Origin of the sequence: Flavobacterium sp. 1355, from assembly GCF_017833415.1 — a bacterium.
Taxonomy (GTDB): domain Bacteria; phylum Bacteroidota; class Bacteroidia; order Flavobacteriales; family Flavobacteriaceae; genus Flavobacterium.
Window position 1 is genome coordinate 83,551 of the sequence record NZ_JAFICC010000017.1, and the last position, 15,325, is coordinate 98,875.

The window sequence follows — 15,325 nt, forward strand, 5'->3', positions numbered from 1 at the left end:
TATAAAAAAAGATGATGAAAAAAATTAAATATACAGTTGTCGTTTTACTTGGAATTTTAGCCATAAATGCATGCGACACCAAGGATTTAGAATTAACTAATCCAAATGAACTATTGCCTGAAACTTATTTTACCAGAGAAGTTCAGCTGCAAGCCAGCGTCAATGCAGTGTATTCCAACCTGCAGACCAGAGGACTTTATGCAAGACATATTTTCTTTGCACTGGACAATATGTCTCAGGAAAATAAAGGAAATCCACAATTGGAAGGAAACAAGACACCTTTTTTAAATTTCTCTTTTGATGCCAGCAGCGATATTATCCAGTTTTATTGGGAAGCCTGTTATTTAGGTATTTACAAAGCCAATTTTGTGTTAGAAAATGAGGACAAAATTAATGCTATACCAGTTGAGAATTTATCACCTGAGCGTAAAAATAAATTTCTGGGAGAAGCTCGTTTTTTAAGAGCCTATTATTATTTTCTGTTAGTAACGCGTTTTGGCGATTTACCAATTTATACTAAAACAGGTACTACCGGTAATCCAAGAAGCCCAAAAGCTGATGTGTATAAATTAATTACAGAAGATTTTGATTTTGCATCTAAAAATCTGTTAAGCAAAAGCGTAGAACAAAAAGGGAGAGCTACAAAAGAAGCTGCTTATGCTTATTTAGGAAAAGCACTACTGTATCAAAAAAAGTATGACGAAGCTTTAGCTGCTTTTCAAAATGTAACAGGCTTTAGTCTGGAGCAAAACTTCTATAACAACTTTATGGATGAAACTGAGCATGGCCCGGAATCAATTTTTGAGATTGAATACGATCAAAACTTAGGGGTAGCAGACAAATGGGGAAGTGATACTGCCGGAACCGGTGTTGCTGAAGCCACGCTTAGAGGACAGGAATATGGTAACCTTGGCTGGTATAACGTGTATCCGTCTGATGATATATTAGATGAGTATGAGCCAGGAGACAAACGTTTTGGAGATACCTTTTACGTTCCCGGATCAAAATACAATAACGGTGCAAATACGATGACAACGGCTAATTTTTCATCTTCTGCAGGTCTTAGAAGAGCAGGCTGGAAAAAGTATCAGAACTACTATAAACGTACCAATGAAAATGAAGATTCAAGTATCAACTTCAAAGTAATGCGCTATTCTGATGTATTGCTTATGATGGCAGAATGTGAAAGTATGAGACCTGGTGGTGTGCAGTCAACTGCTATTGGTTACATTAATCAGGTTCGTGATAGAGCAGATGTGCCATTATTGCCTTTAACACTTACAAAAGAACAGGTATTTACAGCTCTAGTTCATGAGCGTAAAGTAGAATTAGCAGGTGAACAAGTACGCTTTGATGATATTATAAGATGGGGTATTGCTAGTACAGAATTGGCGGGAACTGGTTTCCAGGCTAATAAAAGTGAGTTATGGCCAATACCAAACAGAGAGACATCTTCTAATCCGAATATAAAACCGAGTGATAATAATCCTGGTTATTAATGATTTAAGTTTGAGTTAGTTTAAGTTAAGTTAGTAATTTGTAAAACAGCGCATTAACGTGCGCTGTTTATCATATTCTTTACTTAAAATCAAGCTGGCAAAAGACAAATATTAGCTTTATAAATCTTGTAAGAGCAAGAAACCATTTTCTAAGGCATTAGGCTTCAATATTCAGGTTTTTGGTCAAGGCCCAATTTTATTCAATATGAAAAGAATTGCATCACTTTTTTTAATCGTGACATTGTTTTACAATGTTTTGGGATTTTATATCATGTTTGCTGAACAACAAGAGCAAGTATGGGTGAATGCTATGGAGAAAACTGATAATTCAAATTTTGAAATAATTGAAGTTAAAATTAACCCTTATGCTTATGTAGTAGATTCTGGTATTGAAGATGCCAATGAAGACTTCGTAATCAACAATAAGACCTATCATGTCTTTAAGAAAAGAATTCAAAACAATGTTTTAAAATTATATTGCCTAAAAAATTCGCATAACGAAGCTTTAAGCAAAGACTTTAAAAAAATTGTCGACAGTCAATTATTTGATGCGGATTCAAATAAAGAAAATTCAAATAAAAAATTAATGAAATCCTTTATTCAGGATTACATTCCGGGCAATACAATAAATTTTATAAGTACTTCTGCAAAATTAGTTTCCAAAGTTACTTTTAATTCATCTCTACCACAGCAAAATATTCTTTCTGGATATTTTACTACCAATTATCCTCCTCCAGATATGGTATAGCATTTCCTTTGATGTCAAAATGTAAATAGCATTGATTACCATTCTTAGATACTAAATTTTTAGCTAAGGATTAAATCTGCTTATTTACAATTTAGCATCCAACCTCAATTAATCCTAATTGACAGAAAGCTATTTAACAACCATATAAACCAACCAAAAATGAAAATTTATAAATTTTTGTTTAAAGTACTTTTGTTTAGTGCTTTAAGCGTAAATACTTTTGCACAAGTAAAAGACAGCAAAAATCATATTGCAGAACCAACAGGAGAAAATAATATGGCCTATAAATGGTCGCAAATCGCAGTTGTTGCCACTGGTAATGATACTGATAGATTTAAACCAAGACCAACAGTGACTTCCCGTTTTTTAGGATTAACATTTGTTGCTGTTTTTGATGCCTGGAGCCGTTATGATCAAAAAGCAATTCCTGTATATTTAAAAAATATAGAAAGAAGACCTAATAAAGAACAGACACTCAAAAATAAGGAGATTGCTATCAGCTATGCTGCCTATAATGCATTATGTGAATATTATTTTTCAGACAAAGATTTGTTTGTCGCTTTTATGGTCAAATTAGGTCTGGATCCTAATGATAAATCGCTCGACCCTAAAACACCGGTTGGAATAGGAAATTTAGCCGCAAAAGCAGTAATTGAAGCAAGAAAACACGATGGATCAAATCAATATGGAGAAGAAAAGGGTTCAAACGGAACTCCCTATTTTAACTATGTAAATTATAATCCGGTCAATACTCCAGACGAAATGAAGGATGTAATTCATTGGCAGCCAAAATATTTTTCAGATGGAAAAGGCGGTAAGTTTGCTCCGGGCTGCGCTACTCCATTTTGGAACAAAGTAAAGCCTGTAGGATTAAAATCAGGAGATCAATTTCGCCCTATACCGCCACCTGCATTAGATTCAGAACAACTTAAAAATGAAGTAAAAGAACTACTTGATTTACAATATAATCTTACCAACGAACAAAAAGCATTGGTAGAGTTTATGCGTGATGGTCCAAAATCAGTACAACAAGCAGGACATTGGCTAAAATTTGCCCAGGATGTTTCCAGACGTGATAATCATACTTTAGATCAGGATGTAAAAATGTTTTTTTACAATCAGGTAACTGCTATGGATTGCTTTATAGCATGCTGGGATACAAAAATGTTTTATGACTTTGCCCGTCCTTATGCATTAGTACATTACTATTATAAAGATCAGACTATAAAAGCCTGGGGCGGACCAGGTTTTGGAAATATAGAAATGAAAGGTCAGGATTGGAGACCTTATTCGCCGGATATTTTTTTATGTCCCGCTTTTCCAGGTTATGTTTCCGGACACAGTACAATTAGTGGCGGTTGCGGTGAAGCATTAAAACTATGGACGGGAAGTGATACTTTTGGAGAATCTGCAATCTGTAGCACTCCAGGTTCAATGACAGAACCAAATAACATCGGAAAACCTGTTGTACTTAAATTCCCAACCTTTACCGAGACAGCAAATATGGCAGGAATTTCCAGAGTAATGGGAGGTTATCATATTCAGGCAGATAATGTTGAAGGACTAAAGCTGGGCAGAAATGTGGCCCATGAAGTTTGGAAGTTTTATAATCTTCATATCGGAAATAAAGACATCAAAACGATTGCAGAAATTGAATAAGATTCACAACAAAGTAGTCCAATCCAGAAATGCTTTAATTATGAAAATTAAACAATTAGCATCGCTATTTATAGTGCTTATTCTAACGCAGTCCTGCGATTATTTTTCTGATCCAAACGAAAAGATGATTAAGATCTTGGCGGCCAGAAAAAAAATGTACGATGTAAAAGATAATGCATTTGCATCAAAAACAGAAGTTGCATATTATGACTCTATAATCAACAGTTCAGATGAAGGTTTTTTCAAATTAAGTAATGAGTTAAATAAAGGTAATGCATTATTAAAATTGGGAAAAGAAGCAGAATCTGTAGCCGTTATCGAAAGTGCCATCAGGAGAATGAAGAAGCTGGATGGCAAAGACGATATTAAATCACTCAAATCTTTAGGCATTGCATACATGAGACTCGGCGAAAAACAAAATTGCGTCAATTACCACAATCCTGAATCGTGTATTATGCCCATAGAAAAAAGCGGAATTCATACGATTCGGCAAGGTTCTCAAAAAGCAATAGCAGTTTATAAAAAATTATTAGAACTAAATCCTCTTGATTATGAATCAAGATGGCTGCTCAATATTGCTTATATGACACTTGGAGAATATCCAACAGAAGTTCCTAAACAATGGCTGATTCCTAATCTAAACAAAGATTCAGGATACAGTATAAAACCTTTTCTGGACGTTGCCGCAAATACTGGAATAAAAGGCAGAAATATGTCGGGAGGCGTTATTGTAGATGATTTCAATAACGATAATTATCTGGACATTGTAACTTCAGACTGGAGTCTGGATGGCGTGATGCACTATTATCAAAACGATCAAAAAGGAAAATTTCTTAACTATTCCAAAAACTCCAATTTAGGCCTTTTCAAAGGAGGCTTAAGTATGGTTCAGGCCGACTATGACAATGATGGCGATACAGATATTTTTGTTTTGAGAGGCGCCTGGATGCGCAAATACGGCAGACAACCCAACTCGCTTTTACGAAATAACGGCGATGGCACTTTTACAGATGTCACCATTAAAAGCGGCTTGTATTCTGAATTTCCAACTCAGGCCGGAACGTGGAATGATTTTAATAATGATGGCTATCTCGACTTGTTTATTGGCAACGAATCTTCAGAGGAATCGTATCCTTCAGAATTGTATCTCAATAATCAGGATGGCACTTTTACCAATGTTGCCAAACAAGCAAAATGCGATGTAGTAAGTTATATAAAAGGCGTAACAGCGGCTGATTATGATAATGATGGCGATATGGATTTATTTCTTTCGGGAATGAACAAACGGAAAATTCTATTAAAAAATACCGGACTCAAAAATGGGATTCCGCAATTTACAGACGCGACAGATCAGGCAGGTTTGGCAGGAATTAAAGTGATGACTTTCCCTACCTGGTTTTGGGATTATGATAACGATGGCTGGCAGGATATTTTTGTTTGTGGTTATCAATACAATGGCTCTATTGCAGGCGAAATTGCCATGGAAGCCCTGAATATTCCTAATGAAAGCAGTAAAATGTATTTGTACCATAACAACCACGATGGCACTTTTTCTGATGTTTCGAAAGAATCCGGATTAAGTAAAACCGTATTTGCAATGGGTTCTAATTTTGGAGATATTGACAACGACGGTTTTCTCGATATGTATCTCGGAACAGGGAATCCTGATTATAAATCATTGGCACCAAATCGATTATTTAGAAATATGGGCAACGGAAAATTTGCCGATGTTACCGTTTCCGGCCGTGTTGGAAATCTTCAAAAAGGACACTCCGTAGCGATTAATGATCTGGATAATGATGGCGATTCTGATATTTTTATAGAAGTCGGCGGTGCTTATTCAGGAGATGCCTTCAGTAATTCTTTATACCTGAATCCGGGGCAGAACAACAACCGTTGGATAAAATTAAAACTAGAAGGAACAGGCAGCAATCGCTCTGCCATTGGAGCCAAAGTAAAAGTCACCTTCAAAGAAAATGGAATTTCAAGATCGGTTTACAGAATATTAAATTCAGGTGGCAGCTTTGGAGCTTCGGCCTTAAGAATGGAAATCGGAATTGGACAAGCGACAATAATTGATCAAATCGAAATTATCTGGCCCAAAAACCAGAAGAAGCAAATATTCAAAAACATACCGCCCAATCAATACCTCAAAATCATTGAAGGGGAAGATAAACTTTCTAAAATAGAGATTAAAAAAGTCCTTTTTTCAACCGTTGGAGCACAATCTCCAATTTGCATTTGAAAATAAATAATTAGCACCCTAACTATGAAAAATATAACAATAAAAGCAGCATTTTTTACCCTTCTGAGCTTATTAATATTGGCCAGCTGTTCGACTAAAGAATCAGACGAAAAGATTTTTGCGACTTTAGATCGTGCCGATACCGGAATTGATTTCAGCAATAATCTGAAAGAAAATGATTCACTCAATTACTTCACCTACAATTATATTTATTTAGGCGGAGGAGTAGCTACAGGAGATATTAATAACGATGGTCTGGTAGATATTTTCTTTACCGGAAATCAGGTTTCGAATAAATTATACCTGAATAAAGGAAAACTAAAATTCGAAGATATTACCAAAAAAGCAGGCGTGGGCGGTGATTCACGCTGGTACACCGGAGTGGCAATGGCCGATGTCAATGGCGACGGTTTTCTGGATATTTATTGTAGTGTTGGAGGGAAATTCGGCCCTAAAAACAACGAATTGTACATCAATAACGGCAACGGAACTTTTACAGAAAAAGCCAAAGAATACGGTATTGATGATGTTGGAAACAGTGTTCAGGGAACTTTTTTTGATTATGATAAAGATGGCGATTTAGACTTATTTGTAGCCAATTATCCGCCAACAAGATTCAATTCGGCCACGGAAGATTATGTGCAAATGATGCGCCATGTTCAGGACAATGAATCAGGACATCTATATCGAAACGACGGCAATCATTTTGCCAATGTTACTCTGGAAGCAGGCGTAAAAAACTACGGATTATCCTTAAGTGCCACAGTTGGCGACTTAAACAACGACAGCTGGCCGGATATTTATGTTTCGAATGACTTCAACTCACCAGATTTCATGTACATCAACAATCAGGATGGTACTTTTAAGGAAGTGGTAAAAGAGGCCATGGCGCATAATTCTTTTTACGGAATGGGTGTAGATATTTCTGATTTTAACAACGACGGAAATCTCGATATTTTTCAGGTAGATATGGACGCCAAAGACAATCGTCGTAAAAAAGCAAATATGTCCAGTATGAATCCGAAACTTTTTTGGGATGTAGTCGATGCCGGTTTCAACTACCAATACATGCACAATTGCATGCAGCTGAACACGGGAGTAAATGAAAACGGAATTCCGCATTTTGGGAATGTATCTCGTATTACCGGAACTTCGTCTACAGACTGGAGCTGGGGACCTCTATTTGCCGATTTTGACAATGATGGAAACAAGGATTTGTTTGTAACCAACGGAACAAGAAGAGAAATTAACAACAATGATTTCTTTCATAGTTTGGAAGCGCTCAATTTACAACCCAAAGATTTACTGAAAAAATCACAGGAAATTCCTTCTGAGAAAATTGACAATTTTATGTTTCAAAACAAAGGAAATCTACATTTTGAAGAAGCCAATAAAAAATGGGGAATTGAATTTAAAGGATTTTCAAATGGTGTGGCTTACGCCGATTTAGACAACGACGGCGATTTAGATTTGGTCGTAAATAATATCGATGATTATGCCTCTGTTTTTGAAAATTCAAGTTCAAAAATCAATAATTACATCAAAGTAAATTTTAAAGGAAATACCAAAAACACCTTTGGTTTAGGAAATCGTGTTTATATCAAAAACAAAAAAGGAACCCAGATGCAGGAGCTTACTTTAACCAGAGGTTTTCAGTCATCAGTAGCACCTGAATTACATTTTGGTGTAGGTAAAGACAAAACGATTGATGAGGTAAAAGTAGTCTGGACCAATGGCAAGGTGCAAAAATTCTCTAACGTAAAAGTGAATCAAACACTAAGCTTTAAAGAACAGGATGCCACAGAAGAAGCAATTGCAAAAACAACTCCTAAAAACCATTTATTTGCAACTGAAACCACAGTTTTCCCAGTCTTTAAACACGAAGAAAATCCATACGACGATTTTAAAGATCAGGTTTTATTGCCTCATAAAATGTCGACTTTTGGTCCTGCTATTGCAGTTGGAGATTTGAACAAAGATGGTTTAGAAGATTATTTTATTGGAGGTTCTGCAACCTATTCCGGAAAAATATTTATGCAGACTCCAAATGGTTTTGCAGAAAAGAAAATTCAGGCATTAGAAAATGATAAAGCCAGCGAAGATACAGGAGCCTTAATTTTTGATGCAGATAATGACGGTGATAATGACTTGTATGTAGTAAGCGGTGGCTACGAATTTTTGGTTAACGACCCAAAATTGCAAGACAGATTATACCTAAACAACGGAAAAGGTGATTTTACCAAAGCTCCAAAAGGAGTTCTGCCAACAATGCTGGCAAGTAGTTCTAAAGTTTATCCTATTGATTACGATAAGGATGGGAAAAAAGATCTTTTAGTTTTAGGAAGACAGGTTCCGGGACAATATCCGTCGCCGGCAACCACTTATTTACTGCATAATATAAGTTCGCCTACACAGCCAAAATTTGAAGTTTCTAAAAAATCACCTAAAGAGTTTACCAATTTAGGAATGGCAACAAGTGCTGTAATTACCGATTTTAATAATGACAAATTAGCCGATATTATTGTCGTAGGTGAATGGATGCCGATTCGTATTTTCCAGAATACAACAGCGGGTTTCAAAGAAGTGACTAAAAATATGGGACTCAATGACGATACAACCGGTTGGTGGTGGAGCATTCAGCAAGGCGATTTTGACCATGATGGCGATATGGATTATATCGCAGGAAATAACGGACTGAACTACAAATACAAAGCAACTCCAAACGAAACTTTCGATATTTATGTAAAAGATTTCGACAATAATAAACACAAAGATATCGTGCTGAGTTACTACAATGATGGCAAGCAATATCCCGTTCGCGGTCGTGGCTGTTCGTCTCAGCAAATTCCAAATATCAAGAAAAAATTCAAAGATTACGAAAGTTTTTCAGAAGCCACTTTGGTTGATGTTTACACCGAAAAGTCACTTAAAGAAGCCTTGCATTATAAAGTAAAATCATTCGCCAGTATTTATTTAGAAAATAAAAATGGCAAGTTCATCATTCACGAACTGCCTGTCGAAGCACAGCTTACCTGCATCAATCAAATAATGGTAGAGGATTATGACAAAGACGGTAAACTCGATGCTCTGATTACCGGTAACATGTACAACTCTGAAGTGGAAACGCCAAGAAACGATGCGGGTCACGGATTGTTTTTAAAGGGAAATGGTAAAGGAAAATTCAAATCGATTGCAGCAACCAACAGCGGATTTTTTACTCCGGGCGATGTTAAAAACATGGAGAAGATTAGCGTAAAAGGCAAAAATTATCTTTTGGTGACTAAAAACAACTCGTTTTTGCAAAGTGTTAGAATCAATTAATTAAAGTTGCTAGTTTGCAAAGACGCAAAGATTTTGTCATTTCGACGAAGGAGAATTCACACCCGGGAATCGGCAAAGATTGGAGACAAACTTTGTGAAATTTATAGTGAGATTTCTTCTCCGTCGAACTGACAATATTGTGTTTAAACTTTGCATCTGGTAACTTGATTAATTAAATGGCTGAACAATTATTAAACAAAAAATCATGAAAAAAATATCATCATATACTGTATTTATAGCATTCATTTTTATAGCATTTCATACACAAAAAATTGCTGCTCAGGGTTGTGTGGCTGTTCGTCAAATGGGAGGGCTTTATATGAATTCTGCCAGTTCTTATAATTTAGGCAAAGGCGAATTTCAGGTCGGAACAAATTACCGTTATTTTCATTCCTGGAGGCATTTTGTTGGGAAAGAAGAACAACGAGAACGCCAGACCACAGGTGGCGGGCATGACGAAAACGGAGTTGAAAGAGGGAACGCCGTAAATATTTATTCGCATGCAGTAGATTTTAATTTTTCTTACGGAATAACCGACAGAATCCAGATCAATGCTACTTTGCCTTATGTTCACAACGAACGTTCTCAGGTATTAAGACAGGCAACACCCGTAAAAGATACCCTTAGATACAGCGTGTATGCACAAGGCTTTGCAGATGCCAGAGTAAGTGTAAATTATTGGTTTTTTGACCCAAAAACGGCTCATAAAGGCAACTTAATGCTGGGATTGGGAGTAAAACTAAATACAGGAAGCCATACTAAAATGGACGACGCGCCACAAACGGACGGAACAACAAAAAGCGTAATGATGGACCAGGCCATTCAGCCGGGTGATGGCGGAATTGGAATCGCAGCAGAACTACAAGTATTCAGACAAATAACCGGCCGCCTTTACGGATTTGCAAACGGGTATTATTTATTCAACCCAAAAGAATCAAACGGCAGCTTTAAATCACCACCAAAAGAAGGTTTGGAAGGTTATGAAATTTATGCCTGCCCGGATCAGTATTTTGCAAGAGCAGGTTTGTCTGCAGCCGTAGATAAAAAAGAAAATTTTAGTGTTTCCCTTGCCGGAAGAATCGAAGGAATTCCGGCTTACGATGCTTTTGGAGGGCAGGTAGCTTATCGTCGTCCCGGATATGTTATAGCGATAGAATATGGCTTTGCCTATCATATCGGAAAACATAACTTTAGTTTGTTTATTCCTTACAATATCGTAAAAAACCGTATCCAGAGTGCTGCCGATATTGCCAGTCAGAATCTGCAAAACTCTGTTATTACTGATCCGTCCAAATATGTACACGTACAGGGAGATGCTGCTTTCGCCGATTACTCTGTCAATGTAGGCTATTCGTACCGATTTAGTTTAGGCAAAAAAATGAAAGTAACAATGCATTGAATTTCACACGAATTTCACACACTAAGTTAACCTATTCAAATTTGTGAAAATTAGTGAAATTCGTATTCAAAATTGATTTATACTATTTGTGTCCACACGATGGAGTTTGAAATAGTTTTTTATTGAAGTTTAAAAATTCATGTTTTTCATTCAGATTTGCTTCATTTATGATATAAAATGCTCGATTTATAGGATTCTAATATTTCGTATTCGGCTATTTTTGGGAGCTTGTTAATAGGTTTGATTTTCCATTTAGCATTCAAAATCTAATTATTTAATTGAACCCAAAAAGGTTTATAAAACATATAAAATGAGATTACGATTTATAGCAGCGGCTTTGTTTTCCGTATTTTTTCAAAGTTCTTTTTCACAGACAAATGCTTCGACAGAAAAAAGAATTCAACAGTTAATTAAGAAAATGACTTTAAAGGAAAAAGTCGGTATGCTGCATGGCAATTCTAAGTTTTACACCGAAGAAGTAAAACATCTCGGAATTCCGGAATGGGCGTTGTCTGACGGTCCACACGGAGTAAGGGCAGAAATGAACCGCCACAATTGGCAATATGCCGGACTAACGGATGATGCTTCGACCTGTTTTCCTCCGGGAACGGCGATGGCTGCAAGCTGGAATCTTGAATTGGCCAAACAGCGCGGTATCGTTTTGGGCGAAGAAGCACGCTATCGTAAAAAAGACGTTTTGCTGGGGCCGGGAATCAACATTATTCGTTCGCCGCTTTGCGGGCGAAATTTTGAGTATCTGAGTGAAGATCCGTTTCTTATCTCACAGCTTTCCATCCATTATATCAAGGCTTTGCAAACACAGGATGTTGCGGCTTGTGTAAAACATTTTGTGGCCAATAATCAGGAACAAAATCGTTTTGTGGTTGATGTTACGATGAGCGAACGCGCCATGCGCGAAATTTATTTGCCGGGCTTCATAGCTTCTGTGGTAGATGCCGGAGTATTGGGTGTTATGGGGGCTTACAATAAATTCAGAGGCTCGTATTGTACTGAAAATGAATATTTGGGACGAACGCTTTTGCGCGAAGAATTTAAATTCAAAGGCGTTTACATGTCAGATTGGGATGCAGTTCACAGTACCGAAAAAGCCGCTTTGGCTGGTTTAGACCTGGAAATGGGAACCGAAAAAGAAAATTATAACGACTGGTATTTTGCAGATCCTTTAATTAAAGCCGTAAAAGAAGGTCGTGTAAAAGAAAGTGTGGTAGATGAAAAAGTAGGCAACATTCTGAGAGTCATGATTAAAACGAAAGTTTTAGATCCAAAAACAAGAATCACAGGTTCCATAAATACAAAAGAACACCAACAAGCCGCGTATCGTTCTGCTGTAGAAGCGGTGGTTTTATTGAAAAACGAAAAACAAATTTTGCCGTTGAATATGAGCACCTTAAAATCTGTAGCGATTATTGGGGATAATGCAACCCGAACGCATTGCGGCGGCGGATTTAGCTCAGAAATCAAAGCTGCGTATGAGATAACACCGCTTCAGGCGTTGACCACAAAATACGGAAAATCAATGCAGATTAATTTTGCGCAAGGCTATGAGAAACAATCTCATGTGGTGGAAAGAAGCAGCGACGGACAATTAAATACCGATAAAATAGATTGGAAATTAATCGAGGAAGCAGTAGCTCAGGCCAAAAAATCAGATGTGGCGATTGTTTTTGCAGGCTTAAATCACGATTTCGATTCAGAATCATTTGACAGATTGCACATGCGTTTGCCTTACGGACAAGAAACCCTGATTCAGGAAGTGGCCAAAGCAAATCCGAAAACTATTGTGGTAATTATTGCAGGTTCTCCGCTTGAACTGGCGGGTATCGAATCGCGTGTGCCTGCTGTAGTTTGGGGCTGGTACGGCGGAATGGAAGCCGGAAATGCCGTGGTTGATGTTTTAAGCGGCAAAGAATTTCCGTCAGGAAAACTGCCTTTTACGATGCCGGTTACTTTAAGCCAATCTCCGGCACATGCGTTGGGGGCGTATCCGGGTCACGATTTGAAAGTCAATTATGAAGAAGACATTTTGGTAGGATACCGTTGGTTTGATACCAAAGAAATTGCGCCTCAGCATCCTTTTGGTTACGGGTTGTCTTATACTTCTTTTGAAATTTCTAATGTTGCCGCAGACAAAAAAGTCTATGGTGTAAATGATGAAATCACAGTAAAACTGAACATTAAAAACACAGGAAAAACAGATGGTGCAGAAGTAGTGCAATTATATGCAGGTCAGACAAAAGCATCTGTTTTAAGACCTAAAAAAGAATTAAAAGCATTTGATAAAATATTCCTGAAACCGGGAGAACAAAAAACAGTCGATTTAAAAGTGAAAGTAAAAGATTTGGCTTTTTATGATGAGAAAACTTCTGACTGGAAAATTGAGCCGGGTGAATTTGTGTTTTATACTGCAACATCAGCCGAGAATATTGTGAATACGATTAAAGTTACAGTGCAATAAGATAGTTTTTTCCTGTTTTGGTAATATTTATAACACAGAGATACGCAGAGTTTTTATAATCTCGCAAAGACGCAAAAGCGCAAAGTTTACCCGATAAATCTCACGCAAAAGCGCAAAGCGCAAAATTTTAGCCACAGATTAAAGAATTAAAAGGATTTTTTTTTCGCAGATTTATTTTTACTAATTATCTGCGCCTATCTGCCTAAATCTTTTTAAATCTGCGTGAAAAAAACTTTGCGCTTTTGCGTCTTTGCGAGATTAAGTATCTGCGAGATTAAATAAAAATTTTGTGTATCTCTGCGCAAAACCTTTGTGTATCTCTGTGGTATCAGCTAATTTCCTCGTCGTTCACGTAAATCTGCTTCAATCCCAATTTCCATATTTCTGTCAATTACATAAAAGCACAGGAGAATGGCACTTATAATGAAAATAAATCCTGGATAAATACTAACACACAATTTAATTCCCTCAACTGCTGTTGGTACCTGATTCACTTCTTCGGCTACATAACCGTATTTAGACAAAAATGCAGCGCCCAAAGCTCCGCCAATACTAATGCCTATTTTCAGTCCGACAAGCATGGCCGAGAAAACAGTTGCAGTCGCTCTTCGATTGTTTTTCCATTCGCCGTAATCAGCAACGTCAGCAATCATAGTCCACAATAACGGAATTGTAACGCCGTAAATAAAGCCGTGAACTAATTGCGTCACAAAAACCATGGCGATCGCAGTCCTGCCATAAAAATTAAAAAACAACAGGCTTAATGCCGATAAAAAAATAAAAGTGATAAAGATGTTTCTTTTACCAAAGGCATCTGCAAGCGATTTCGAAAACAGAATTCCAAAAATCATAAACAGAATTCCACCCGCATTAAAAAGACTAAAGGCTGAGGTAGGAACGTCTTTTGGCCACTGAAAATCAACCAATCCCATAGTGATCAAAGTAGTATTAAGCTTGTCAATAAAGGACGTAAAACCAATATCATTCAGAAAAGTAGTTTGTGCAACCGGATCGAGATAATATTTAAAATAAAAAACATACATACCGCCTTTTAAAGACAAAGTAATAAAAACCAAAATTGTAACCAACAGCATCACGAGCCAGGGACCATTTTTGCATAAATCCAGAAAATCCTGTTTGATGGACGATTCCTGATTTTTTGCAGGAATAATTCTTTCTTTGGTAGTAAAAAAAGTAATGAGCAAACAAATAACTCCCGTGATAGCAAATACAATCATGGTGTTTTTAAAACCCACTGCTTTATCGCCATTTCCTAAAATTAAAACCAAAGGCAATAAAAGCGACTGAATGATAAACTGAGCAATCATGACAGCGACAAAACGATAAGACGAAAGACTATTTCTTTCTTTCATATCGCCCGTTAAAACACCGCCTAAGGCCACATAAGGTAAATTGTTGGCAGAGTAAATAAGTACCAGAAAAAAGTACGTCAGCAAAGTATAAATGATCTTGCCGTTTTCGCTAAAGTCAGGCGTTAAAAAAGACAAAACAGCAGCAACCCCAAACGGTACTGCTGTCCATAATATCCAGGGCCTGAATTTTCCCCAGCGGGTTTGGGTGCGATCTGCAATAACCCCGATAACGATGTTAAAAAAAGCACCAGCAAAACCTCCAATAAAAATAATAATACTCGCCGTTCCTGCCGGAATCTTATAAACATCTGTGTAAAAAAAAGCCAAAAAGGTCAGCAACGTCTGAAAAGTCAGGTTGGCTGCAAAATCACCCAGACCGTAACCTATTTTTTCCAGCACAGAAAGCTTTTGCGATGTATTACTCATAAATTTATTGGTTTCTTTTTTTCCTGCTTCATTCATTCTATAGGATTGAAAAATGAATGCAGATTAATAAAATGCGAACTGTAAAAATAGCCTGAAAGCTCAAATTTGATTGTCAATTTTGAAGCTTTTAATAGCATATTTGAAGCATTATTTATTTACGGTAAATCTATTAAATATAA

The 15,325-nt window shown here is 36.9% G+C and carries 8 protein-coding genes; 7 read left to right on the forward strand and 1 reads right to left on the reverse strand.

Going from position 1 to position 15,325, the window contains the following annotated elements; translation table 11 throughout:
• Window positions 1–11 precede the first annotated feature (11 nt).
• The 7 genes from JOD96_RS19735 (at window position 12) to JOD96_RS19765 (ending at window position 13,347) form a co-directional block, all read left to right on the forward strand.
• A complete protein-coding gene (locus tag JOD96_RS19735; protein WP_209565929.1) occupies window positions 12–1,499 on the forward strand; it encodes a RagB/SusD family nutrient uptake outer membrane protein in 1,488 nt (495 codons plus the stop codon).
• Between the two features lie 205 nt (window positions 1,500–1,704).
• Window positions 1,705–2,247 carry a hypothetical protein gene (locus tag JOD96_RS19740; RefSeq protein WP_209565930.1) on the forward strand — a complete coding sequence of 181 codons (543 nt, stop codon included), beginning with the start codon at window positions 1,705–1,707 and terminating at the stop codon, window positions 2,245–2,247.
• A gap of 159 nt (window positions 2,248–2,406) precedes the next feature.
• Window positions 2,407–3,906 (forward strand): vanadium-dependent haloperoxidase, encoded by a 1,500-nt coding sequence (locus JOD96_RS19745; protein WP_245188457.1) that lies wholly within the window; start codon window positions 2,407–2,409, stop codon window positions 3,904–3,906.
• Between the two features lie 40 nt (window positions 3,907–3,946).
• Window positions 3,947–6,151, forward strand: coding sequence for an FG-GAP-like repeat-containing protein (locus JOD96_RS19750; RefSeq protein WP_209565931.1), 2,205 nt, complete (start codon window positions 3,947–3,949; stop codon window positions 6,149–6,151).
• Window positions 6,152–6,175: 24 nt separating this feature from the next.
• Window positions 6,176–9,472: a VCBS repeat-containing protein gene (locus JOD96_RS19755; protein WP_209565932.1), complete on the forward strand. Its 3,297-nt coding sequence runs from the start codon at window positions 6,176–6,178 to the stop codon at window positions 9,470–9,472.
• A 205-nt stretch (window positions 9,473–9,677) separates the two neighbouring features.
• A complete protein-coding gene (locus JOD96_RS19760; RefSeq protein ID WP_209565933.1) occupies window positions 9,678–10,871 on the forward strand; it encodes a hypothetical protein in 1,194 nt (397 codons plus the stop codon).
• A gap of 310 nt (window positions 10,872–11,181) precedes the next feature.
• On the forward strand, window positions 11,182–13,347 hold the full coding sequence (locus JOD96_RS19765; RefSeq protein ID WP_209565934.1) for a beta-glucosidase: 2,166 nt from the start codon (window positions 11,182–11,184) through the stop codon (window positions 13,345–13,347).
• 332 nt (window positions 13,348–13,679) lie between these two features.
• Here the strand turns inward: JOD96_RS19765 and JOD96_RS19770 are convergent, their stop codons facing one another.
• Window positions 13,680–15,146 (reverse strand): MFS transporter, encoded by a 1,467-nt coding sequence (locus JOD96_RS19770; RefSeq protein WP_209565946.1) that lies wholly within the window; start codon window positions 15,144–15,146, stop codon window positions 13,680–13,682.
• Between the last annotated feature and the right edge of the window lie 179 nt (window positions 15,147–15,325).

What these genes read in the sequence shown, in the direction of transcription:
- JOD96_RS19735 (WP_209565929.1), top strand. Translation starts at nt 12, where the DNA reads ATGATGAAAAAAATTAAATATACAGTTGTCGTTTTACTTGGAATTTTA.
- JOD96_RS19740 (WP_209565930.1), top strand. Translation starts at nt 1,705, where the DNA reads ATGAAAAGAATTGCATCACTTTTTTTAATCGTGACATTGTTTTACAAT.
- JOD96_RS19745 (WP_245188457.1), top strand. Translation starts at nt 2,407, where the DNA reads ATGAAAATTTATAAATTTTTGTTTAAAGTACTTTTGTTTAGTGCTTTA.
- JOD96_RS19750 (WP_209565931.1), top strand. Translation starts at nt 3,947, where the DNA reads ATGAAAATTAAACAATTAGCATCGCTATTTATAGTGCTTATTCTAACG.
- JOD96_RS19755 (WP_209565932.1), top strand. Translation starts at nt 6,176, where the DNA reads ATGAAAAATATAACAATAAAAGCAGCATTTTTTACCCTTCTGAGCTTA.
- JOD96_RS19760 (WP_209565933.1), top strand. Translation starts at nt 9,678, where the DNA reads ATGAAAAAAATATCATCATATACTGTATTTATAGCATTCATTTTTATA.
- JOD96_RS19765 (WP_209565934.1), top strand. Translation starts at nt 11,182, where the DNA reads ATGAGATTACGATTTATAGCAGCGGCTTTGTTTTCCGTATTTTTTCAA.
- JOD96_RS19770 (WP_209565946.1), bottom strand. Translation starts at nt 15,146, where the DNA reads ATGAGTAATACATCGCAAAAGCTTTCTGTGCTGGAAAAAATAGGTTAC.